At 74.9% G+C, this 21368-nt stretch carries 20 protein-coding genes and 1 tRNA gene; 9 read left to right on the forward strand and 12 right to left on the reverse strand.

What is annotated here, in order from left to right:
• Positions 1–76 precede the first annotated feature (76 nt).
• From ACH9EU_RS16715 to ACH9EU_RS16730, 4 genes are read right to left on the reverse strand one after another with little or no spacing between them, the layout of a single operon-like run.
• The gene (locus tag ACH9EU_RS16715; RefSeq protein WP_396415033.1) at positions 77–499 is read right to left on the reverse strand and encodes an ATP-binding protein; all 423 of its coding nucleotides are present in this window, start codon (positions 497–499) and stop codon (positions 77–79) included.
• Positions 492–824 carry an anti-sigma factor antagonist gene (locus ACH9EU_RS16720; protein WP_396415034.1) on the reverse strand — a complete coding sequence of 111 codons (333 nt, stop codon included), beginning with the start codon at positions 822–824 and terminating at the stop codon, positions 492–494. The genes ACH9EU_RS16715 and ACH9EU_RS16720 overlap by 8 nt, the downstream gene beginning before the upstream one ends.
• Complete coding sequence (locus ACH9EU_RS16725; RefSeq protein WP_396415035.1) at positions 808–2679, reverse strand: cellulose synthase; 1872 nt, start codon at positions 2677–2679, stop codon at positions 808–810. Before ACH9EU_RS16725 ends, ACH9EU_RS16720 begins: the two co-directional genes overlap by 17 nt.
• Complete coding sequence (locus ACH9EU_RS16730) at positions 2676–3788, reverse strand: SpoIIE family protein phosphatase (protein WP_396415036.1); 1113 nt, start codon at positions 3786–3788, stop codon at positions 2676–2678. Before ACH9EU_RS16730 ends, ACH9EU_RS16725 begins: the two co-directional genes overlap by 4 nt.
• 78 nt (positions 3789–3866) lie before the next feature.
• Here ACH9EU_RS16730 and ACH9EU_RS16735 point away from each other — a divergent pair, with 78 nt between their 5' ends.
• A complete protein-coding gene (locus ACH9EU_RS16735; protein ID WP_396415037.1) occupies positions 3867–5594 on the forward strand; it encodes an ATP-binding protein in 1728 nt (575 codons plus the stop codon).
• Positions 5595–5672: 78 nt separating this feature from the next.
• On the opposite strand, the gene ACH9EU_RS16740 is transcribed toward ACH9EU_RS16735, so the two are convergent.
• Positions 5673–5745: transfer RNA gene (locus ACH9EU_RS16740), tRNA-Thr, on the reverse strand.
• Between the two features lie 221 nt (positions 5746–5966).
• Between ACH9EU_RS16740 and ACH9EU_RS16745 the strand changes: the two genes are divergently transcribed.
• Complete coding sequence (locus tag ACH9EU_RS16745; RefSeq protein WP_396415038.1) at positions 5967–6695, forward strand: HAD-IA family hydrolase; 729 nt, start codon at positions 5967–5969, stop codon at positions 6693–6695.
• On the opposite strand, the gene ACH9EU_RS16750 is transcribed toward ACH9EU_RS16745, so the two are convergent.
• Both ACH9EU_RS16750 and ACH9EU_RS16755 read right to left on the reverse strand, forming a co-directional pair.
• Positions 6673–7674, reverse strand: a complete 1002-nt coding sequence (locus ACH9EU_RS16750; protein WP_396415039.1) for an LLM class flavin-dependent oxidoreductase — start codon at positions 7672–7674, stop codon at positions 6673–6675. The two genes, ACH9EU_RS16745 and ACH9EU_RS16750, sit on opposite strands and share 23 nt — an antisense overlap.
• Positions 7671–9041: an NtaA/DmoA family FMN-dependent monooxygenase gene (locus tag ACH9EU_RS16755; protein WP_396415040.1), complete on the reverse strand. Its 1371-nt coding sequence runs from the start codon at positions 9039–9041 to the stop codon at positions 7671–7673. Before ACH9EU_RS16755 ends, ACH9EU_RS16750 begins: the two co-directional genes overlap by 4 nt.
• Before the next feature lie 201 nt (positions 9042–9242).
• Between ACH9EU_RS16755 and ACH9EU_RS16760 the strand changes: the two genes are divergently transcribed.
• Positions 9243–11237, forward strand: coding sequence for an FAD/NAD(P)-binding protein (locus ACH9EU_RS16760; protein ID WP_396415041.1), 1995 nt, complete (start codon positions 9243–9245; stop codon positions 11235–11237).
• Here the strand turns inward: ACH9EU_RS16760 and ACH9EU_RS16765 are convergent.
• Genes ACH9EU_RS16765 through tmk form a run of 3 tightly spaced genes read right to left on the reverse strand, consistent with a single transcriptional unit; the run spans position 11189 to position 14641 of the window.
• Positions 11189–12781 (reverse strand): alpha/beta fold hydrolase, encoded by a 1593-nt coding sequence (locus ACH9EU_RS16765; protein ID WP_396415042.1) that lies wholly within the window; start codon positions 12779–12781, stop codon positions 11189–11191. The two genes, ACH9EU_RS16760 and ACH9EU_RS16765, sit on opposite strands and share 49 nt — an antisense overlap.
• A 34-nt stretch (positions 12782–12815) precedes the next feature.
• Positions 12816–13955 (reverse strand): DNA polymerase III subunit delta', encoded by a 1140-nt coding sequence (locus tag ACH9EU_RS16770; RefSeq protein ID WP_396415043.1) that lies wholly within the window; start codon positions 13953–13955, stop codon positions 12816–12818.
• On the reverse strand, positions 13952–14641 hold the full coding sequence (gene tmk / locus ACH9EU_RS16775; protein ID WP_396415044.1) for a dTMP kinase: 690 nt from the start codon (positions 14639–14641) through the stop codon (positions 13952–13954). The genes ACH9EU_RS16770 and tmk overlap by 4 nt, the downstream gene beginning before the upstream one ends.
• Positions 14642–14723: 82 nt before the next feature.
• Between tmk and ACH9EU_RS16780 the strand changes: the two genes are divergently transcribed.
• The 3 genes from ACH9EU_RS16780 (at position 14724) to ACH9EU_RS16790 (ending at position 17068) form a co-directional block, all read left to right on the forward strand.
• Entirely contained in the window at positions 14724–15887 is a 1164-nt protein-coding gene (locus tag ACH9EU_RS16780) for a PLP-dependent transferase (protein ID WP_396415045.1), read from the forward strand.
• Between the two features lie 10 nt (positions 15888–15897).
• Positions 15898–16212, forward strand: coding sequence for a DUF2516 family protein (locus tag ACH9EU_RS16785; RefSeq protein ID WP_396415046.1), 315 nt, complete (start codon positions 15898–15900; stop codon positions 16210–16212).
• Between the two features lie 97 nt (positions 16213–16309).
• Positions 16310–17068, forward strand: a complete 759-nt coding sequence (locus ACH9EU_RS16790) for a phosphoglyceromutase (RefSeq protein ID WP_396415047.1) — start codon at positions 16310–16312, stop codon at positions 17066–17068.
• A gap of 96 nt (positions 17069–17164) precedes the next feature.
• Here ACH9EU_RS16790 and phoU read toward each other — a convergent pair whose 3' ends face one another.
• Positions 17165–17863, reverse strand: coding sequence for a phosphate signaling complex protein PhoU (phoU, locus tag ACH9EU_RS16795; protein WP_396415048.1), 699 nt, complete (start codon positions 17861–17863; stop codon positions 17165–17167).
• Positions 17864–18081: 218 nt separating this feature from the next.
• Between phoU and ACH9EU_RS16800 the strand changes: the two genes are divergently transcribed.
• Positions 18082–19401 carry an ATP-binding protein gene (locus tag ACH9EU_RS16800; protein WP_396415049.1) on the forward strand — a complete coding sequence of 440 codons (1320 nt, stop codon included), beginning with the start codon at positions 18082–18084 and terminating at the stop codon, positions 19399–19401.
• Positions 19398–20078, forward strand: coding sequence for a winged helix-turn-helix domain-containing protein (locus tag ACH9EU_RS16805; protein WP_396415050.1), 681 nt, complete (start codon positions 19398–19400; stop codon positions 20076–20078). The genes ACH9EU_RS16800 and ACH9EU_RS16805 overlap by 4 nt, the downstream gene beginning before the upstream one ends.
• Before the next feature lie 76 nt (positions 20079–20154).
• Here ACH9EU_RS16805 and ACH9EU_RS16810 read toward each other — a convergent pair whose 3' ends face one another.
• Positions 20155–20697, reverse strand: a complete 543-nt coding sequence (locus ACH9EU_RS16810) for a hypothetical protein (RefSeq protein WP_396415051.1) — start codon at positions 20695–20697, stop codon at positions 20155–20157.
• Between the two features lie 156 nt (positions 20698–20853).
• Here ACH9EU_RS16810 and ACH9EU_RS16815 point away from each other — a divergent pair, with 156 nt between their 5' ends.
• The gene (locus ACH9EU_RS16815; protein ID WP_396415052.1) at positions 20854–21336 is read left to right on the forward strand and encodes a CarD family transcriptional regulator; all 483 of its coding nucleotides are present in this window, start codon (positions 20854–20856) and stop codon (positions 21334–21336) included.
• Positions 21337–21368 lie beyond the last annotated feature (32 nt).

Consider the following 21368-nt stretch of genomic DNA (forward strand, 5'->3'; position numbering starts at 1 on the left):
GCCGGGGCCGGTCCCGGTCCGCGCCCCGTCGGGGGTGGCGCGGGCGGCGGTCCGGGACCGCCGCCCGGCCGGGCCGTCAGCGGCCGCACTCCCGGCTGAGCGTCCACACGTTCGAGTCGCCGTCCCGCTCGAGGCCCACGCCGCCGACGAGTGCGCGCACCATCGCGAGGCCGCGGCCCGACTCGAGGTCCTCCTGGACCATGGGCGCCCCGAGCTCCACGCTGGCCGGGGCGGCACCGATCTCCCGTATCCTGGCCCGGAGCCGGCGCGGGGCCACCGCGAGGTCCACCGCGAGCTCGACCGCGTCCCCGGCGGCCGGCACCGCGTGGCGCACGACGTTGCCGGCGGTCTCGACGACCGCGAGGGTGAATGCCATCCGATCGGCCTCTGCCACCCACGGCGCCTCCTCCCACAGCGCGTCGAGGTCCGCGTGCAGCGCGTCCACGGTCCCGGCCGTGGCGGGGCCGCGACGGAAGCGCCGGAGCTGGGGCTCAGGCATCGCCGAAGGCGGCGTCGGCGCTGTCGTACGGCGTCAGCACGCGGATCATGCTGGTCAGCTCCAGGACCATCCGCACCTGGGGCCGGACATTGGCGATCCGGAGGTCCCCGCCGGCCTGCCGGGCGAGCTTCAGGCAGCCGATGAGGGCGCCGAGGCCGGAGGAGTCCATGAAGACGGTGCCGGAGAGGTCCACCACCACGCGGGTGCTCCCGCCGCCCACGACCTCCTCCACCACCTCCCGCAGCTTCGGGGCCCCGACCATGTTCAGGCGCCCGGTGCCCGTGATGTGGGCGTACGTGGGCCTGTGCTCAACCGTGAACTGCATCGCCGGTCCTCTCGCGCGCCCGGAGGCGCTGGTGTCCTGCGGTCCTGACCAGGGCGCCGAGCGCCAGGAGGTTCACACCGGTCCAGGCCGCGGCGACCGCCGTGGTCCACGGTTCCGCGGTGCCGGCCACGAGCCGGGCGGCGCCCGCGGCGAGGGCCGCGATCAGCAGGACCACCAGCACGAGCTGGGGGCGCAGCCGGTGCCCGGCGCGCTGCCGCGCCCCGCCCGGAGCCCTGCGCAGCGCCGCCGCACAGGCCCGGACGCGGTCGGGGAACAGCGCCAGGCGGCAGGCCTGCGCCCGCCAGGCGGAGTCGCCGCCGCCCAGGGCGAGCAGCAGCTGCTGCGCCACCAGGAAGGGGACGAGCCGCAGCACGAGGTCCCGGCTCAGCTCGGTGACCGGCAGCACGCCCAGGACCAGGTGCGCGGCCGGGACGGCGAACCACACCGCCGCGGCGAAGCCGCCGAAGCAGCCCCACAGCTGGGCCAGGTGCACGAGCCGCTGCCCGGGACGCAGGCCCCGCCCGCGCAGCGGGTTCTCCTCGAGCAGCGCTCGCACGGTCCGTTCGGTCCGGCACCCCGCGAGCAGGCACCCGAGGTTCCCCCGGGCCGGACCGTGGACGAGGAGCTCGTCGTGGTGGACGCCGCGCCGGCCCTGCCGCTGCAGTCGCACCGAGGTCAGCACGCCGGCCTCGGCGGAGAGCGCCTCCGCCGTCACCCGCCCGGACGGCGGCCCGGGCAGGGCCACGGCCTCGAGCACCTGCCGGACGGGCTCGACGGCGGCCAGGGGGGACAGGTCCCGGCGGGACATCCGGTCCACGGCGGAGGCGAGCTCCTCGGGCCAGACCATGCCGGCCTCCGAGGGCAGCTCGAGGGCGGCGATGGCGGCGAGGTCCGCCTGGATCTGGGCGAAGTCCTGGGTGACCGTGCGCCGCGCCGCGGCGTCGACCTCCTGCTGCAGGCGGGGGACCAGACCGGCCGCGGCGGCACCGTTGCGCAGCTCGGCCCGGGTCCACCGGACCGCGGCCTCGACGTCGTCGAGCATCCCCGACACGAGGTGGTCCGTGGCCTGGGGGCACCTCCGCGCCCGCCGGAGGGCGGAGCGGGTGCGCGCGAGGGAGCGCCTGAGCTCGCGCTCGAGCGTGCGGTGGCGGCCGGGCCCACCGGCCCGTTCGAGTGCCGCACGGCGCAGCACGGCGGGGGCGCCGTCGAACAGTGCGCCGCCCCAGCCGTCCCGGCCGCGGAGCACGGCCTCCGGGGCGTCGCCGCGCAGCGCCCGGCCGCAGGAACCCGGGGGGTCTCCGGCGGTGTCCCGGGAGAGCTGGACGAAGTCGACGACGGGGTCCCGGAACCACCCGAGGGTCCGGTCGAGGACTCCCGGTTCCGGGATCTGGCCCGCCTCGAGCAGGAGCAGGAACTCGCCCCGCGGCGCAGGAGCCGTGTCCGCCACCGCGCCCTGACCGGCGGGCGGCAGGAGGCCCAGGTCCTGCTCGGCGACGAGCGGCCCCAGGTCGGGGCGCTCCTGGTCGTCGGCCAGCCACGTGCGGTGCGCGCCCCGGACCGCACGGGCCGCCACGGCGGTGCGCCGGACGACGTCGGGCGGCGCGTCCCCGGTCGTCACGACGACGTCCGCCGTGGCGCCGGGAGGCGGCGGACCGGGCTCGCTCCGCCGCCCGCGCCGTGACACCACGAGGCCGAAGAACGCCGCGTCGACCACGAGCCAGGTCTCGGCGAGCACCAGGGGCACGGCGATCCACCACGCCGCCCAGTGCACCGACTCCAGCCAGCGCCACGTCAGGTAGTGGGCGCCCAGCAGCACGGTGAGCACCGCCAGCGACCGGACGAGGAGGCCCCTCATGGCAGGGGCTGCGGGTCGGGGAGGGCTCGCCGGAGGACGACGACGGTCATGTCGTCGGCCGGCGACCCGCCGCCGGCCAGGTCGAGCACGGCGGCGCAGGCCTCCCGCGCCGTCGCGGTGCGGCCGAGCACCTCGCCGACGGCCCGGACCGCCGGCCCGACGTCGTCGTAGGCCTCGAGCAGGCCGTCGCTGACGACGACGAGCGCCTCGCCCGGCGCCAGCACGATCCGGCCCGTCGTCCACCGCGCGCCCGGCACGGCGCCGACGGGAGGTCCACCCGCGGGGAGCCGGTCGACGGCGTCCCCGCGGACGTGCAGCCCCAGGCCGTGGCCGGCGTCGACGTAGTCCACGGCCCCGGAGGGCGGGTGCAGCCGCGCCGTGAGGGCCGTGACGAAGGAGTCCGACGGCTCCAGGTCCGCCTCGAGGTCCCGTGCCGCGTCGGTGAAGGCGATGTCCAGGGGCCGGCCCACGGACGTCGCGCGCAGCACCGCGCGCACGGTCGCGGCGATGAGGGCGGCACCCATGCCCTTGCCCATGGCGTCGGCCAGGGTCAGCTGCAGCGCGGCCCCGGCGGGGTGCCAGTCGAAGAAGTCGCCGCCCACGCTGCGGGACGGGCGGCACAGCCCGGCCACGTCGTAGCCGGGTACGTCCGGGGAACGGGTGGGCAGGAGGCTGCGCTGCACCTCGGCGGCGCGGCGCAGCTCCTCGGCGTCCGCCTGCTCGGCGAGACCCCGGGGGCGGCGGAACATCGCCTCGATCCGTGCCTGCAGCTCCCGGGGGCTGAACGGCTTGCTGATGTAGTCGTCCGCCCCGTGCCCGAGCCCGCTCAGCCGGTCGGCCTCGCTCGGCCGGGCCGTGACCATGAGCAGATAGGCGTCGGAGAACTCGCGGACCAGCCGGCAGACCTCCATGCCGTCCACGTCCGGCAGGTTCAGGTCCAGGGTGATCAGGTCCGCGCCCTCCCGGCGCACCGCGTCGAGGCCCTCCCGGCCCGTGGCCGCGGTCGTCACGGCGAAGCCCCGCATGGCGATCGTGCGGGCGAGCAGCAGGCGGATGTCGTCGTGGTCCTCGATGACGACGGCCCGACGGCCCTGGGGGGAGGGGGTCATGGCCCCATTAAGCCGCTAATCTGGGCAGTTGTCATCCCGACCCCCGGGGATGACGCCCCGCCGTCGGAGGAGACCGCCGTGGACCGAGTGCTCAGCCTCCTCACCTTCCGGTCCGTGGTCTTCCACGAACTGTCGCTGCGCCGGCGCGTGGCCCTGAGCCACCTGCCGCTGAGCGCGACCATGCTGTTCCTCTTCCTGTTCATCGTCACCCTGCACGCCCACGACCTGTCCGACCCCGCGTTCCGGCTCTCGATGGCCCTGACGGCGGTCCTGACCGTGGCGAGCATCGCCGTGCCCTGGGACCGGCTGCCGTACCCGTCGTTCCTGGCGCTGCCCGTCCTGGACTTCGTCCCCATCACGCTGCTGCGGGAGGGGATCGAGTCCACGCTGGTCGGGGTGGGCCTGCTGGCGGTGTTCCCCGTCATCTGGCTGGCGGCCTCCGGGCAGATTCCCCGGCTCGCCGTGCCGCTCGGGGCGCTCCTGACCCTGGCCATGGTCTGGGTCCCGCTCCTGGCCCCCGGCGCGGTGGTGGACGTCGACACCGTGACCGGCCCGCTGCTCATCCCGTTCATGATGCTGGGGATCGGGCTGACGGTGCAGGTCCTCGACCGCAGCCTGGAGCGGCAGAGGGCGGAGCTGACGGCCAAGGACGCCGAGCTTCGGTGGCTGCTGGAGCAGAGCGCCCGGCGGGAACGGCTGCTCGACACCGTCCTGGGGACCGTGGACGTGGGCGTGCTGGCGATCGACGCCGCGGGGCACGACGTGCTGGGCAACCGGCGGCAGCGGGAGATGCACTCCGTGGCCGTCCCGCCCGGCCGCGACGACGCCGCGGAGGCGGAGCTGCTGATCTTCGCCGAGGACGGCACGACGCCGGTCCCGGCGGGGGACCGGCCGGCGGCCCGTGCGGTCCGGGGCGAGTCCTTCTCCGGTGAGCTCCTGCGCGTGGGGACCCCGCCCGGGCAGCGCGTCTACTCCGTCTCCGCGCGGGTGATGCGCGACCAGGAGGGCCGGCACGAGGGGTGCGTGCTGTCCTTCCACGACGTCACGGACCTCGTGGCGGCGCTCAAGGCGAAGGAGGACTTCCTGGCCGGGATCTCCCACGAGCTGCGCACGCCCCTGACCTCGATCCGCGGCTACACCGAGCTGCTGACCATGGAGGAGGAGCTCCCCGCCCACGTCCGCGCGGGGCTGGAGGTCGTCGAGCGCAACGCCGACCAGCTGCTGCTGCTCGTGGAGGACCTGCTCGGGACGGCCGGGACCGTGCTGCAGCTCGAGCCGGTGGCGTGCGACCTCGTGGAGGTGCTCCGGCAGTCCCTCGCCGCCGCGGAGCTGTCCGCGGCGGAGTCGTCCCTCCGGCTGCGCCTGGAGGCACCCGTGCGCCTGCGGGCGGTGTGCGACCCGCTGCGCATCGGACAGGTGGTCGACAACCTGGTCTCCAACGCGGTCAAGTACTCGCCGGGCGGTGGGCTCGTGACGGTGCGGGCGGCGCGGCACGGGGACGTCGCGCGCGTGGAGGTGGCCGACCGGGGGACGGGGATGAGCCCGGAGGACGCCGAGGCGGTGTTCGGGCGCTTCTTCCGCAGCCGCAGCGCCCGGATGAGCGCGGTGCCCGGGCTGGGCCTCGGGCTGGCGGTGGCCCGGGAGATCGTGGAGGGCCACGGCGGGCGCATCCGCTGCGTGTCCACGCCGGGGGAGGGGACGGTCTTCACGGTCGAGCTGCCGGTGGCCGGCCCGGAGGGGTCGGGGCGACCTGTCCCCGCCGTCGGCGGACGGCTCCAGGGGGGCGTCCCGCCCGGCGAACGGTAGCGCGGAGGCCGGGCCCGCGACCGCGTTCCGGCGACGACAGGACCCCCGCGGCGCGGCCGCGGGGGTCCCTCACTTCGGAGCCTCCTGTCGGAATCGAACCGACGACCTTTTCATTACGAGTGAAACGCTCTACCGACTGAGCTAAGGAGGCCTGCACGGCGCCGTCCGGGACGGGCCGAGTGCAGGTGAAACTGTAGCAGAGAGCGCCGCGGCGTCCCCAATCGCCGGGCCCGGCCGGGCCCGGCACGGAAGTTCCCGGGGTGTTCACCGCGACGTCGTCCGGCGCGCCTTCCGGCCGCGCGTGAGGCTCCGCACCATGGACGGGAACGACGAGGGGGTGCCGCCGTGGCGCCCCGGGACGGAAGGAGCCCCATGGGCGCACCCGACGGACGCATCGGCCGGGACCTCGAGCTGGCGTTCCTGGACATGTCCGGGACCGTGTTCCACGACAACGGGATCATGGAGCGGGCCTTCGGGGCGACGCTGGCGGGTCTCGGCGTGGAGCCCGGCGGCGAGCGGTTCCGGCGCCTGCTGGACGCGCTGCGGGACACGCCCGGCCACTCGCGCACGGCCGTCCTGGAGAACCACTTCGCGGCGGAGCCCGCCCGCGCCCGGCGGGCCGTCCGGGACTTCGAACGGCACCTGGACGCGCTGGTCGCGGAGGAGGGGGTGCGGCCGGTCGAGGGCGCCGAGGAGGCGGTCGGGCGGCTGCGCCGGGCGGGTCTGCAGGTGTGCCTGGCCACCGGCTACAACCGGCACACCCTGAACACGATCCTCGAGCGGCTGGACTGGATGGGGCTGGCCGACCTCAGCCTGTGCCCCTCGGACGCCGGGCGGGCACGGCCCTGGCCGGACATGGTCCTCACCGCCGTGCTCGCCCTGGACGTCGGGGACGTCCGCCGGGTCCTGGTCGTCGGCGACACCGTGGCGGACGTGCAGGCGGGCCTGCGCGCCGGCTCGACCGCCGTGGTGGGGGTGCGCACCGGGGCGCACGACGCCGCGGCGCTGCGGAGGGCCGGCGCCCACGTGGTGGTCGACTCGGTCCGGGACGTCCCCGACCTGGTCGGGGCCTCGCCCCTCAGCCCCGCGCGTACCGGTTGACGGCGCGGGGCAGGCCGAGCCGCTCCCGCAGGGTCCCGCCCCGCGGGCCGTCGAGGCCCGCTGCGGCCACGGCGGCCCGCAGCCGGGCGGGCGCGTCCCCGTGCCCGGTCAGCCCGGGCGTGACGTGCACGCCGTGCACGCCGGCGGCCACCAGCCCGGTCAGCGACGCCGGGTCCGGCACGTCCCCGGGGTCGTGGGCCGCGAGCACGACGACGCCGGGGCGCCACGCCCGCAGCGTCGCGGCGTCCTCGACGGCCGAGGCCGCGGGGACGAGGACGACGTCCGCCTGCTCCACGGCCGGCCGGAGGACCTCCAGCCCGGTCTCCGGCTCCCGGCGCACCAGGACGGGCGGACGGCCCTGCGGCGGCCGGGGCACGATCGAGGGGCCCTTGACGGTGAACGGTGTCCCCGCGCTGTCGGTGCCCGCGAAGTCGACGTAGTGCAGCTTCTCGCGGTCCACGAATCGGCCGGTCGCGGCGTCCCGGATCTCGGCGTCGTCCTCCCACGAGTCCCACAGCCGGCGCAGCACGTCGGCGACCTCGCCGGTCTCCCGCCAGGCCTGCGCGGGCCCGGGGTCCGGGCGGCGCCCGACGTTCGCGGCCTCGCCCGGCCCGAGCGAGGGGGTCACCAGGACGCCGGCCCGGCCCAGCGAGGCGTGGTCGAGGGTCGCCGTGGCCGCGCCCAGCAGGAACGGTTCCGTGTGCGTCGTGGTGACGGTGGGCACCAGCCCCACCCGGTGCGTCTGCGGGGCCAGCCACGCGCACAGCTCCAGGGCCGAGAGCCGGGCGGCGAGCACCCCGGGCAGCCCGGCGGTGTCCAGGGCGTCCCCGAGGGTCACGAGGTCCGCGCCGGCGTCCTCGGCGGCGCGGGCGAGCGCCCGCTGCGCCCGCCCGGACAGCAGCTCGCCGGGGGGCAGGCCGCGGTCTGCGGGCACCGGGTCCAGGGCCACGGCGGTCAGGAACGAGGTCGCGGGCCTCATGCGAGGACCCCGTGGGCGCTGCGGGCCGTCCGGGCCGCCGCCCACGCCGCCGCCGGGCGGTGGGCGGGCAGGCCCAGGTTCTCCCGCAGCGTGGCGCCCTCCCACGCGGTGCGGTAGACGCCGCGCTCCTGCAGCTCGGGCACCACCCGGTCCACGAACTCGTCGATGCCGCCCGGGGTCAGGTGGGGGACCAGGATGAAGCCGTCCGCCGCCCGCTCCTGGACGTAGGTGGACATCTGCTCCGCCACGGACGCGGGGCTGCCGACGAAGGAGTGGTCGGCGCTGACCCGGATCACGAGCTCCCGGATGGACAGCCCCTCCGCCTCGGCGAGGGCCCGCCACCGGTCGGCGCGCCGCTTGGCGCCCTGGAAGTGGTCCACGCGCCCCTGGGAGACGGCGGGCCTGCCCTCCACGGGGTCGATCGCCGGCAGCGGTCCGTCGGGGTCGTAGCCGGAGAGGTCGGTGTTCCAGACCCGCTCCAGGAACGCCAGGACCGTTGCGTCGGAGTTCTGCTGCAGGGCCACGGCCCGGGCGCGCTCGCGGGCGTCGTCGTCCGTGTCGCCCAGCACGAAGGAGACCCCGGGGTAGATCTTCAGCTCGTCCTGGGCACGCCCGTAGCCGGCCAGGCGGCCCTTGACGTCCCGGTAGAACTCCTGGCCGATCGCCAGGTCCGCGTGCCGGGTGAAGACCACGTCCGCGGAGCCGGCCGCGAACTCCCGGCCGGCGTCCGAGTCCCCGGCCTGGAAGACCACGGGGTGGACCTGGGGGCTGCGGGGCACGGAGAACCGGCCCCGCAGGTCGAAGAACTCCGAGACGTGCTCGTAGGCCCCTGCGTCCGGGCCCGGGTCGGCGGGGTCCTCGGGCCAGGACTCCCACAGCTCCCGTGCCGTGGCGATGAAGTCGACGGCGCGGTCGTAGCGCCGCTCGTGGAGCAGGTACCCGCCGCGCCGGAAGTTCTCGCCCGTGAACGCGTCCGAGGTGGTGACGCAGTTCCACCCGGCGCGACCCCCGGAGAGGTGGTCGAGGGTCGCCAGCTGACGGGCCAGCTCGTACGGCTCGTGGTAGGTCGCGCTCAGGGTGCCGGCCAGACCGAGGTGCTCGGTGACGGCGGCGACGGCCGAGAGGATCGTCAGCGTGTCCGGCCGGCCCATGACGTCGAGGTCGTAGATCCGCCCGCGGTGCTCGCGCAGCCGCAGGCCCTCGGCCAGGAAGAAGAAGTCCATCAGCCCCCGCTCCGCCGAGCGTGCCATGTGCAGGAAGGACTCGGCGTCGATGTGGCTGCCGCTGGCCGGGTCGGCCCACACGGTCGCGTTGTTGACGCCCGGGAAGTGCGCGGCCACGTGCACCTGACGCTGCGCTGCGGTCATGCCTGCTCCTCGCTCGGGACCCGGGGACGGCCGGGTCGGTGGAACGGTCGGGTCTGGGGAACGCGGTGCTCCGGTCCAGTCTCGTGCCAGGCACCCGGGTGGGCGCAACCCCCGGCCGCGTCCCGGGGCGCCGCACGGCGCCCCGCGGCGCCCGGCAGCCGTTAGCGTGGGAGCCCCGAACCGTACCAGGAGGTCCCGACCGTGGCCGAGCACACCATCACGTTCGTGGGGGGCGGGCCGCGGGCGGCCATGGTGCTGGAGCGCCTCGCGGCCAACCGCGGCGCGTTCCCCGTGGGGCCGCTGCGGGTCCACGTCGTGGAGCCCTTCGAACCGGCCTCCGGGCGCATCTGGCGGTACGACCAGTCTCCCCTGCTCAAGCTCAACTCCATGGCCGAGGACGTCACGATGTTCACCGACGCCACCGTGGAGTGCGATGGCCCGGCCTGGGAGGGGCCTTCCCTGCTCGAGTGGTGCCGCGGCGTGGCCGCGGGGACCGTCGGCGACGCCCGCGTGCCGGACGCCGACCTCGCCCGGCAGGTCGAGGAGATCGAGGCGCAGACGTTCCCGACCCGCCGCCTGCAGAGCGTGTACCTGCAGTGGTTCTGGCGCCGGGTCCTCGAGCGGCTGGGGGAGGCCGCCGTGGTCGTCCACCACCGCGCCCGCGCCGAGGCGCTGCGCCGCCGGGACGACGGCTGGGAGGTGGTCCTGGCCGACGGCGCGGGCGCCCTGCGCACGGACGTGGTCGTCCACTCCCTCGGGCACACCGACACCCGGCCCACCACCGACCAGCTCGGCCGCGCGGCGGTCGCCCGGCGCGGCGGCGGGTGGTACGCGTCCCCCGCCTACACCAACGACCTCGACTACTCCGGCATCCGGCCGGGCCAGGACGTCCTCGTGACGGGGATGGGGCTCGGCTTCGTGGACCTCCTCGCGCTGCTCTTCGAGGGCCGCGGCGGCTCCTACGCCCCCGTGGGCGAGCGTCTCGACGGCCTGCCCCGGACCGGGCGCACCGACGGCGGACCGCTGGGCTACACGGCGTCCGGGCGGGAGCCCCGGCTGTTCGTGGGCTCCCGGCGCGGCGTGCCCTACCACTCCAAGATCACCTCGCGGCTGCGGGTGCCCCCGCCCGACCGGCTGACCTTCCTGACCCGCCCGGCCGTGGACGCGCTGCTCGCCCGGCACGCGCACCTGGACTTCGACGAGCACGTCTGGCCGATGATCGCCCGGGAGGCCGCCCACCACTGGTACCGGGAGCTGTTCCTGGGCCACCCCGGCCGGGTGACCGCCGGGTGGGAGGAGTTCGACGCCGCGTTCCGCGCCGCGCCGTGGGGCAGCGCGGAGCTCTCGGCACTGCTCCGCCGGAGCGTTCCCGACCCCCGCCACGTGCTGGATCTGCGGGCCCTGGACCGCCCGCTGGAGGGGCTCGTGTTCGAGGACGCCGGGCAGATCCAGGAGGCCGTGGTCCGCCACGTCGAGCGGGACCTGGCCCTGCGCACCACGCCGGAGCACTCCGAGACCCTCGCCCTGTTCACCGGTCTGCTGCGCGTGTACATGGAGGTGGGGCGGCTGGTTCCCGTCCACCGGCTCGACGACCGCTCGCAGCGCAAGGTCGGCCGGTGGTGGCACGGCTTCTTCAGCTTCGTGGACTCGGGCCCGCCGGCGCACCGGCTGCAGGAGCTGCTGGCCCTGCACCGGGCGGGCCTGGTCCGGTTCCTGGGGCCGGACACGGAGGTGGACGCGGACCCCGCCACCGGGCTCTTCCGCGCCCGCTCGCGGGCCGGCGGACCGGCGGTCGAGGCCTCGGCGTACGTGGAGGCCCGGCTGCCGGCGCCGTCGGTGGTCTCCTCCGCCGATCCGGCGCTGGCGGGACTGCACGCGAGCGGTGCGGGCATGGAGCAGACCTTCGAGACGGAGGACGGGGCGTCGGTGAGCACCGGCAAGCTCGTCGTGGACCACGACTACCGCGTCGTCGACCGGGACGGCGCGGCCCACCGCGCGGTCTTCGCGATCGGGGCGTTCACCTCGTCCTGGACCGCCGGCGCCTTCGCGCGGCCCCGGGCGAACTCGGGACCCTTCCGGGAGAGCGACGCCCTCGCGCGGACGGTCCTCGCCGTCCTGGCGCAGGACGCGCCGGACCCCGGGGGAGCTCAGGGGCAGGTGGCGCCTTCGGGAGGGAGCTCACCCTCGAGGAGATAGCCGTCGACGGCCTCCTGCACGCACGGGTCGCCCGAGGTGTAGGCCGTGTGGCCCCACCCCTCGTAGGTGAGCAGCCGCGCGGCGTCCAGCTGCCCCGCGAGCGCCTCGGACCACGCGTACGGGGTCGCGGGGTCGTGGGTGGTGCCCACGACCAGCACGGGGTCCGCGCCGGCCGCGTCGATCGGCCGGGGCTCCTCCTCGGGGCCCACAGGCCACCCCTGGCACATGGCGTCGCCGTAGCCGAGGTAGGGGCCGAACGTCGGGGAGGCCTGCTCGAGCTCCTCCTGGAGAGCGGCCATCTGCGCGTCCGTGACGTCCTCGGCGGAACGGTCCAGGCAGGTGACCGCGGTGAAGGCCAGGGTGGTGTTGTTCGTGTACCGGCCCTCCGGGTCCCGGCCGTGGATCGAGTCGGAGAGCCGCATCAGGGCGGAGAGGTCGCCGTCGAAGGCGCGGGCGAGCGCGTCGTCGAGCGCCGGGTAGGTCCGCGTCGAGTAGAGCGGCGCGAGCACGCCCTCCACCACGTTCGCGGCCGAGACCCTCCGGCCGTCCGGGGCGGTCACGTCCTCGTCCGCGACGGAGGCGATCAGCTCCTGGATCCGCTCCGTGGCCTCGTCCACGGTGGTGCCGCCGACCACGCAGCCGCGGATCTCGGTCTGGCAGTGCCGGACCCAGTGCCGCAGGTTCTCCTCGAAGGCCCTGGCCTGGTCGAGGGTCGCCTCCCCGGAGCCGAGCGTGGGGTCCACCCCGCCGTCGAAGACGAAGCGCCCCACCCGCTCCGGGAACAGCTCGGCGTACACGGACCCCAGGTGGGTGCCGTAGGAGAAGCCGAGGTAGGCGGCCCGCTCGTCGCCCAGGACGGCGCGCATCACGTCCAGGTCCCGGGCGGCGCTCTCGGTGCCCATCTCGGCGACGAGCTCCCCGGCGTTCCGCACGCACTCGGCGCCGATCCGCTCGTACTCCGCCCGGATCTCCTCTGCGGGCCGGTCCGCCGGATCGGGCGCGGGGGCGGCCCGCAGCGCGTCCAGCTCCTCGTCGTCCAGGCACGCGATGCCCGCGGAACGCCCCACGCCGCGGGGGTCGAAGCCCACGAGGTCGTAGGCCGCCCGCACGTCGTCGGTGACCATGTACTCGGCGCTGAGCATCGCGTCCACCCCCGAGACGCCGGGGCCGCCCGGGTTGAACAGCAGGCTCCCGCGGGCCTCGCCCGCGGCGGGCAGCCGGGACATCACCACGGTCGTGGTCTCCCCGCCCGGGTCGTCGTAGTCCAGCGGGACCTCGACCTCCGCGCACCGCAGGGCGTCGTCCGCGCCCTCCGCCGGGACCTCGAAGGTGCACTCCTCCCAGGCCACCGTCTGCGTGTAGAAGCGCTGCAGCTCCTCCGGCGCACCCGCGACGACCGCCCCGCTCGCGCCGCCGGAGGTGGGCTCCCCGGAGGTTGCGTCCCCGGGCGCCGAGCAGCCGCCCAGGACCAGGGCGGCGGCCGTCAGCACCCCGGCCGCGGGCAGGGACGCGCGGCTCCGGGGTGTTGCTGCGCGAGGGATCATGGGGGGCTCCTCGGGGGTGGGGAGTCGGTCGGAGTCAGAGCAGGGAGACGGCCATCGCCTCGAAGGCCAGCTGGGCGCTGACATTGGTGCGGATCCGGTCCCGGGTCCGGCTGATCACGTCGATGCGGCGCAGGGTCTGCTCCGGGGTCGTGTTGGACGCGTGGTCCCGCAGCTCCTGGGTCAGGTGCTCGTTGACCAGGGCGGAGCCCGTGCGCAGCTGCAGGGTCAGCACGTCGCGGTAGAAGGTGGTCAGGTCGATCAGGAACCGGTCGAGGGTGTCGGTCTGGATCCGCCGGGAGCGGCGCTTCTGGTCGGCCTCGAGGCGGTTGAGGGCGCCGCGGACGGCCGGGGGCACCCGGCCGGACTCCGGGGCGCCCAGGGCCACGAGCAGCTGCTTGCGCTCGGACTCGTTGCGGGTCTCGGCGTCCGCCTGGGACTCCTCCACGGCGATCTTGTGCAGCCGGTCGGCGGCGCGCACGGCGTCCGGCACCCCGGAGAGCTTCAGCGGCATGGACACGACCTCCTGCCGCCGGGTGCGGGCGTCGTCGTACAGGGCCAGCCGCTGCGCGATGCCGACGTGGGACTGGGCCAGCCGGGCGCTCTCCTCGGCCCGGGCCCGGGGGACGCCGTGGCGGCGGGTCAGCAGCTCGGCGACGTCCGCCACGGCGGGCACCTTCAGCGTGGCCGGGCGGCACCGGGAGCGGATGGTCACGAGCACGTCCATGGGGCTCGGGGCGCACAGCAGCCAGACCGTGCCGGGAGGCGGCTCCTCGACGGCCTTGAGCATCACGTTGGAGGTGCGCTCGACCATGCGGTCGGCGTCCTCGATCACCATGACCCGACGGCGTCCCACCGACGGCTTGTCGTGGGCCCGCACGACGAGCTCGCGGGCCTCCTCGATGGTGATCTGGGGGTTCTCCGTCACGAAGTGGGTGAGGTCGGCGTGGGAGCCGGCGAGCACCGTGCGGCACGCGTGGCAGTCCCCGCAGCCCCGCTCGGCAGGGTCCTCCCGCTCGCACAGCAGGGCCGCCGCGAACGCCAGCGCCGCGTTGGAGCGGCCCGAGCCCGGCGGGCCGGTGAACAGCCAGGCGTGCACGGGGCGCTCCTCCCGGGCCGCCCGCCGCAGCTGCGCCACCACGGCGTCCTGGCCGACCAGCTGGTCCCACACGCTCACGGAGCCACCTCCACGGCCAGACGGGCGCGGACGGCGGCGGCGATCTCCCCGGCGAGCTCGGCGGCGGAGCGCGCGGCGTCGAGCACCAGGTAGCGGCCCGGCTCGCGCTCGGCGAGCTCGAGGAAGGCCCGGCGCGTCGTGTCGTGGAAGCCGTCCGGCTCCGCCTCGAGGCGGTCGCCGGCACCCCCGTCGCGCTCGAGGCGGCGGGCGCGGCCCGTGGCGGCGCGGACGTCCAGCAGGACGGTGAGGTCCGGGACGAGGCCGGCGGTGGCCCACGCGTTGAGCTCGGCGACCCGGGCCACGCCGAGACCGCGCCCCGCGCCCTGGTAGGCGGCGGACGAGTCGGCGAACCGGTCGCACACCACGATCCGCCCGGCCGCCAGGGCCGGGCGGATGAGCTGCTCCACGTGGGCGGCCCGGGCCGCGGCGAACAGCAGGGCCTCCGTGCGCGGGTCGACGGGACCGTGTGCGGGGTCCAGCACGAGCTCCCGCACCCGCTCGCCCAGCGGCGTGCCGCCCGGCTCCCGGGTGCGCACGACGTCGTGGCCCTCCGCGCGCAGGGCCGCCACGAGGCGGCCGGCCTGCGTGGACTTGCCCGCGCCGTCCCCGCCCTCGAGCACGACGAAGGCCCCGGAGGGGTGCCGGAGAGCGGCGGGCGGCGGGGTGGGGGCCGGTCGGGGAGTCACGGGCCCAGCCTATCGACCCCGGCCGACGTCCCGCGTCCCCGTGCGCGCGGAGGGGGGCCGCCGGGCCGATAACCTGGGACCCATGACTGCGCGTTCCCAGATCCCGCCCGCCCACGGCTCCCTCCGCCCCGACACGGTGGTGGTGGCCGGGGGACGGCCCGCCCCCGAGCACGACGCCCCGGTGGGCCCCTCCATCGTCCTGACCTCGACCTACCGGGGCTCCGGGGGGCTCGACCCGGCCGACCGCGCCTACGGGCGCTACAGCAACCCCACGTGGGAGGACGTGGAGGACGTGCTGGCCCGGCTGGAGGGCGCGGAGCGGCCCGGCCTGCTCTACGCCTCCGGTCTCGCCGCCGTCGCCTCGGTGCTCTCGCTGGTGCCGGCGGGCGGGCGCGTGGTGATGCCCCGGCACAGCTACCAGGGCTCGCTGGCCCTGGCCGCGGACCTCGTCTCCCGGGGGCTGCTGACGACCACGGCCGTGGACGTCGCCGACACCGAGGAGGTCGTGGCCGCCCTCGACGGCGCCGATCTGCTGTGGCTCGAGAGCCCCACCAACCCCATGCTCGAGGTGGCCGACCTCCCGGCCCTGCTGGCCGCGGCCCGGGAGCGCGGGGTGCTCACGTGCGTGGACAACACCTTCGCGACGCCGCTCGTGCAGCGCCCGCTGGATCACGGCGCCGACGTCGTCGTGCACTCCGTGACCAAGTACCTCGCCGGGCACTCCGACGTGGTCCTCGGCGCGGCCGTGACCTCCGACGCCGGCCTGCGGGCCCGGCTCAAGGGGCACCGCTCCCTGCACGGGGCGGTCCCCGGGCCGTTCGAGGCCTGGCTGGCGCTGCGCGGCATGCGCACGCTCGCGCTGCGGATCGAGCGCTCCATGGCCACGGCGGGCGAGCTCGCCCGCCGGCTCCGCGAGCACCCGGCCGTGGCGCAGGTCCGCTACCCGGGGCTGCCCGGGGATCCCGGCCACGAGCGCGCGGCCGCGCAGATGGACGGCTTCGGGTCGGTCCTGGCCGTCGTCCCGGTGGGCGACGTCGCCGCGGCGGAGGCCGTCGTGCAGTCGTTGCGGGTGTGGACGCCCGCGACCTCGCTGGGCGGCGTCGAGTCCCTGGTCGAGCGCCGGCGTCGCCACCACGAGGAGCCCCACAGCGTGCCCGAGACGCTGCTGCGCCTGTCGGTGGGCATCGAGAACGTCGAGGACCTGTGGGAGGACCTCGACCGGGCCCTGTCCGGGATCGACCGGTAGGCTGGGCACCGTGGATATTCCCTGGGTCTTCTCAATCGTGCGCCTCATCGACCTCGCGCTGGCGCTGGTCGTCGCCGGTCTCGCCGCGTGGGCCTTCGTGGACTGCCTCACCAAGGCCCCGGTGCAGTTCGAACGGGCCTTCAAGCGGACCAAGGGCTTCTGGCTGGCGCTCACGGGGGGATCCCTCGTCTTCACCGCGTTCACCCTGCTGGTGCTGCGGCCCAGCCTGTTCGTCCTGCTCATCGCCGGGACCGCCGTGGGCGTCTACCTCGCCGACGTCCGGCCGGCCGTGGGCACGGAGTCCAAGGGACCCAACAACTGGTGAGACCGCCGCGGCCGCCCGGCGCGGTCCGGCACACCCGACCCCGCCGGGGCGCCCGTGCGTGCGCGGCCTGCTCCCGGCCCGATGGAAGAATGAGGTCATGGCTACCGAATCAGCACCGCACAAGCTCGTCCTGCTCCGCCACGGGCAGTCCGACTGGAACGAGAAGAACCTGTTCACCGGATGGGTGGACGTGGACCTGACCGAGCAGGGCCGCCGGGAGGCGGTCCGCGGCGGCGAGCTGCTGGTCGAGAAGGGGATCGCCCCGGACGTCCTGCACACCTCCCTGCTGCGCCGGGCGATCACCACCGCGCACCTCGCCCTGGACCGGGCCGACCGGCACTGGATCCCGGTGAAGCGGTCCTGGCGGCTCAACGAGCGCCACTACGGTGCGCTGCAGGGCAAGGACAAGACCCAGGTCCGCGAGGAGTACGGCGACGAGCAGTTCATGACCTGGCGCCGCTCCTACGACGTCCCGCCGCCCGAGCTCGACGACTCCGACCGGTACTCCCAGGCCGGGGACCCTCGGTACGCCGACGTCGAGAGCGCCCCGCGCACCGAATGCCTCAAGGACGTCCTGGACCGCTTCATGCCCTACTGGGAGCAGGAGATCGTCCCGGACCTGCAGGCGGGACGCACGGTGATCGTGGCCGCGCACGGCAACTCCCTGCGCGCGCTCGTGAAGCACCTCGACGGCATCTCCGACGACGACATCGCGGCCCTGAACATCCCCACGGGCATCCCGCTCTACTACGAGCTGGACGAGGACCTCAGCCCCCTCGTGGCCGGTGGCGAGTACCTCGATCCCGAGGCCGCCGCGAGCTCGATCCAGGCGGTGGCCGACCAGGGCAAGAAGTAGCCCGGCCGCCCCACGACGACGGGCCGGCCCCACAGCGGTGGGACCGGCCCGTCGTCGTTCCGTCCGGGGACCGCTCGTGCGGATCCGGACGCGGGGTCACTCCCCGCCGTCGGAGCCCACGTGCCCGTGCCCGGTCGGGCGGTCGGCGCTCGCCGGGACCCAGTCGCCCGTCACGAGGTAGGAGACCTTGCGCGTGACCGAGACCCCGTGGTCGCCGATGCGCTCCAGGTAGCGGGAGCACAGGGTGACGTCCACGGCCGTGGTCACCGTGCAGTCCCAGCTGGGGGCGGCCAGGGCGTCGAAGACGGACTGGTGGAGCGTGTTGATCTCGCCCTTGAGGGTGTAGATGTCGTCGGCCAGCGTCAGGTCCCGGGTCTGCAGGACCTGGATCACGCGGTCCAGGATCTCCAGGTCGAGCTCGAACATGCGGGTGAACGTCTCCACGAGGGGCCCGGGGACGACCGGCTCCGGGTAGCGCAGCCGGACGGCCTGCGCCAGGTGGCGGGCCAGGTCCCCGGCCCGCTCGAGCGACGCGCTCATCCGCAGGGCGCCCACGATCATCCGGAGGTCGGAGGCCACCGGGCTCTGCAGGGCGAGGATGTCGATCGAGCGCTCGTCGAGGTCGTTCTGGAGGAAGTCGATCCGGGCGTCGTTGGAGATGACCTCCTCGGCCAGCTGGATGTCGACGTCGAGCAGGGCCTCCTTCGCGCGGGCGAGGGCCTCGCGGACCAGCGTCGCGATCTGGATGAGCTCCTCCCCGACCTGGTGGAGTTCTGCCTGGAAAACCTTGCGCACGGATGCGTCCTTTCGAGATGCGGCGGTGTCCGGGGCCCGGGACCGGGTGGCGGCCCGGGCGGATCGAACGGCGGGAGGGACCGGGTGCGGGACACCCGGGGCCACGCTCACAGCCGGGGGTGAATTTTTGCTCATCCTATGGTGAACGTTCGTTGAACCCGTAGACCATGACGTCCCGTGCGTCGGCCGGTCCGGCGCGGTGAGCCTAAGCTGGATCCGTGAGCCCAACTGTCATCGCCGTCGTCGCCGGTCTGCTCGGCTTCGTGCTGGGGGTGAGCGGCCTGATCGCCCTCCAGCTCAGCGGCCGCGGGCGCCGGGCCCGCGCCGACGTCCAGGAGCCCACGCTCCCGGACGGCGCCGCGGACGTGCTCGCGGTCATCGGCCGCGCCTACGTCGTGGTGGACGGCGTCGACGGCGTCGTCCGGGCGTCCCCGGCCGCCTACGCCTTCGGGCTCGTGCGGGGTCACACCGTGGTCCACGACGAGATGCTGACGATGATCCGCCGCGCCCGCCGCAGCGGGGTGATCGAGGAGCGGCGCGTCGAGCTCGCCCGGGGGCCCTTCCAGACCGGGACCGTGGTGCTCGACGTCCGGGTCGCCCCCATCGCGGAGGAGTACATCCTGCTGCTCGCGGACGACCAGACCGAGATCGTCCGGGCGCAGTCCATCCGCAACGACTTCGTGGCCAACGTCTCCCACGAGCTGAAGACGCCGGTCGGGGCCATCGGGCTGCTCGCCGAGGCGATCGAGGACGCCGCGGAGGACGAGGACGCCGTGCGCCGCTTCGCCCAGCGCCTGCACAAGGAGTCCGCCCGGCTGACCGCCCTGGTCCACGACATCATCGAGCTGTCCCGCCTGCAGGGCGCCGACGTCGTGACGGAGGGCCGGCCCGTGGACCTCGACCAGGTGGTCGCCGACGCGGTGGACCGCAACCGGTTCCCCGCCGAGAACAAGGGCATCGAGATCGTGGTGGGCGGGCGCACCACCCGTCCCGTGTTCGGGGACCACGACCTGCTCGTCACGGCCCTGCGCAACCTCATCGACAACGCGATCCACTACTCCCCGGAGAACACGCGCGTGGGCGTCGGGGTCCGCGAGCGCAACGGCATGGCCCAGATCACGGTGGCCGACCAGGGCCCGGGGATCCCCGAGGACGAGCAGGACCGGATCTTCGAGCGCTTCTACCGCGTGGACACCGCACGCTCCCGCCGGACCGGCGGGACGGGGCTGGGCCTGAGCATCGTCAAGCACGTCATGTCCCAGCACGGCGGGGAGGCCACGGTGTGGTCCCAGCCGGGCCGGGGGTCCACGTTCACGCTCAGCATCCCCCAGATCGAGGGCGCCGACGACGTCGAGGACGCCGCGCGGGGGACCGGTGGCCAGGACTCCCCGTCCGTGGGGAACCCGCCCCGGACCGCGTCGGCCCCCGCGTCATCTACACCCGCGTCATCTACCCCGACGTCATCTACCCCGGCGTCATCGACCCCACGGCCCGCCGCCCCCGCGGCGCGTGCCGGGAGCACGGAGGAAACGCAGTGACCCGCATCCTGATCGTCGAGGACGAGGACTCCCTCAGCGACCCGCTGTCCTACCTGCTGGGCAGGGAGGGGTTCGAGGTCCAGGTCGTCGACAACGGGCTGGACGCCGTCTCGGAGTTCGACCGGGCCGGCGCCGACCTGCTGCTGCTGGATCTCATGCTCCCCGGGCAGTCCGGCACCGAGGTGTGCCGGCAGGTCCGGCAGCGCTCCTCCGTGCCGATCATCATGCTCACGGCCAAGGACGCGGAGATCGACAAGGTCGTGGGCCTGGAGCTCGGCGCCGACGACTACGTCACCAAGCCGTACTCCTCCCGCGAGCTGGTCGCGCGGATCCGCGCGGTCCTGCGCCGGCAGGGCGAACCGGAGGAGCTCGTCTCCGCGACGGTGCAGGCCGGTCCCGTGCGGATGGACATCGAGCGCCACGTGGTCAGCGTCGACGGGGAGCCGGTGGCCATGCCGCTCAAGGAGTTCGAGCTGCTGGAGATGCTCCTGCGCAACGCCGGGCGCGTGCTGACCCGGGGACAGCTCATCGACCGCGTGTGGGGCTCCGACTACGTGGGGGACACCAAGACCCTCGACGTCCACGTCAAGCGGCTGCGCTCCAAGATCGAGCCCGACCCCTCGTCCCCGCGGCACCTCGTGACGGTGCGGGGCCTGGGCTACAAGTTCGAGCCCTGATCCGTCCCGGGCGCGGAAGGGCCCGGAACCCCGCGGCGGGTTCCGGGCCCTCGTCGTCGTCCGTCCGTGCCGGTCGTCAGTGGCCGCCGCCGCCGCCCTCGCCCTCCGGTGCGGGCGTGTTGGACGGGTTGGCCGGTGTCGAGGGGGCGCCGCCCGGGATGTACTCGGCGTAGCGCGGGTAGGTGTGGTCCAGGACGGGGACCTGCTCCACGAGGACCTCGCCGCCGGCGGAGAACTCGGCCTCGGCCATGAGCCCGGGCTCGGCACCGGCGCGGTCGAGGATCACGGGCTCGGCCTCCTCCAGCTCCACGGAGCCGTTGGCGGGGACCGGCACCTCGGCGGTCGCGCCGTCGACCTCCATGGTCACGGTGACCTCCTGGTCGCCGTCGTTGACGAGGGTGCCGAGCACCCGGCCCGGCTGGTCGGCGCCCGTCGCGACGATGAGGACGTTGGCCAGCTTGACGCCGCCCACCTGCTCGACGATCCCGTCCGCGGGGGAGTAGACCGTGGTCGTGGCCGGCGGGTTGATGTACCCGCATCCGGCGGTGGCGAGCAGGGCGGCCGCGGCGGCGGCACTCAGGCCTGCGCGCTGCAGCTTCTGGCGGGCGGCGGTCTTCACGGCGCGTACTCCTCGAGAGCTCAGGACGATGTCCCGACCAGCTTATCCGTTTGCCGACGGATCGTCCGCATCGGTGGCTCCCGGGAGCGGCACCCCGGCGGCGGGGCGAACCCTATCACCGTGTTAGAATGGAAGTTCTGAAAGGGGTATTTCCATATGGTTTTTGAGGTTGGCGAGACGGTTGTCTACCCGCACCACGGCGCGGCGACCATCGAGGAGATCAAGACTCGCACCGTCAAGGGCGAGCAGAAGATGTATCTCAAGCTCAAGGTGACCCAGGGAGACCTGGTGATCGAGGTCCCCGCGGAGAACGTCGACCTGGTGGGCGTGCGGGACGTCGTCGACGAGGACGGGCTCAAGAAGGTGATCTCGGTCCTCCAGGCGAAGGACACCGAAGAGGCCAGCAACTGGTCCCGTCGCTACAAGGCCAACCTCGAGAAGCTCGCCTCCGGCGACGTCCTCAAGGTCGCCGAGGTCGTGCGCGACCTCTGGCGCCGCGACCGCGACCGCGGGCTCTCGGCGGGCGAGAAGCGGATGCTGACCAAGGCCCGCCAGATCCTCACCTCCGAGCTCGCGCTCGCCAAGAAGATCGACGAGGAAGAGGCCGAGAAGCGCCTCGACGACATCCTGGCGTCCTGACACCCCGGTGAGCGGACAGCGCTCCACGACGG

It is taken from the genome of Kocuria rhizosphaerae (genome assembly GCF_044462265.1).
GTDB classification, from domain to species: domain Bacteria; phylum Actinomycetota; class Actinomycetes; order Actinomycetales; family Micrococcaceae; genus Kocuria; species Kocuria rhizosphaerae.

What these genes read in the sequence shown, in the direction of transcription:
- ACH9EU_RS16720 (WP_396415034.1), bottom strand. Translation starts at nt 824, where the DNA reads ATGCAGTTCACGGTTGAGCACAGGCCCACGTACGCCCACATCACGGGC.
- ACH9EU_RS16730 (WP_396415036.1), bottom strand. Translation starts at nt 3,788, where the DNA reads ATGACCCCCTCCCCCCAGGGCCGTCGGGCCGTCGTCATCGAGGACCAC.
- ACH9EU_RS16790 (WP_396415047.1), top strand. Translation starts at nt 16,310, where the DNA reads ATGGCTACCGAATCAGCACCGCACAAGCTCGTCCTGCTCCGCCACGGG.
- ACH9EU_RS16765 (WP_396415042.1), bottom strand. Translation starts at nt 12,781, where the DNA reads ATGATCCCTCGCGCAGCAACACCCCGGAGCCGCGCGTCCCTGCCCGCG.
- ACH9EU_RS16755 (WP_396415040.1), bottom strand. Translation starts at nt 9,041, where the DNA reads ATGACCGCAGCGCAGCGTCAGGTGCACGTGGCCGCGCACTTCCCGGGC.
- ACH9EU_RS16780 (WP_396415045.1), top strand. Translation starts at nt 14,724, where the DNA reads ATGACTGCGCGTTCCCAGATCCCGCCCGCCCACGGCTCCCTCCGCCCC.
- ACH9EU_RS16715 (WP_396415033.1), bottom strand. Translation starts at nt 499, where the DNA reads ATGCCTGAGCCCCAGCTCCGGCGCTTCCGTCGCGGCCCCGCCACGGCC.
- ACH9EU_RS16745 (WP_396415038.1), top strand. Translation starts at nt 5,967, where the DNA reads ATGGGCGCACCCGACGGACGCATCGGCCGGGACCTCGAGCTGGCGTTC.
- ACH9EU_RS16815 (WP_396415052.1), top strand. Translation starts at nt 20,854, where the DNA reads ATGGTTTTTGAGGTTGGCGAGACGGTTGTCTACCCGCACCACGGCGCG.
- ACH9EU_RS16725 (WP_396415035.1), bottom strand. Translation starts at nt 2,679, where the DNA reads ATGAGGGGCCTCCTCGTCCGGTCGCTGGCGGTGCTCACCGTGCTGCTG.
- ACH9EU_RS16750 (WP_396415039.1), bottom strand. Translation starts at nt 7,674, where the DNA reads ATGAGGCCCGCGACCTCGTTCCTGACCGCCGTGGCCCTGGACCCGGTG.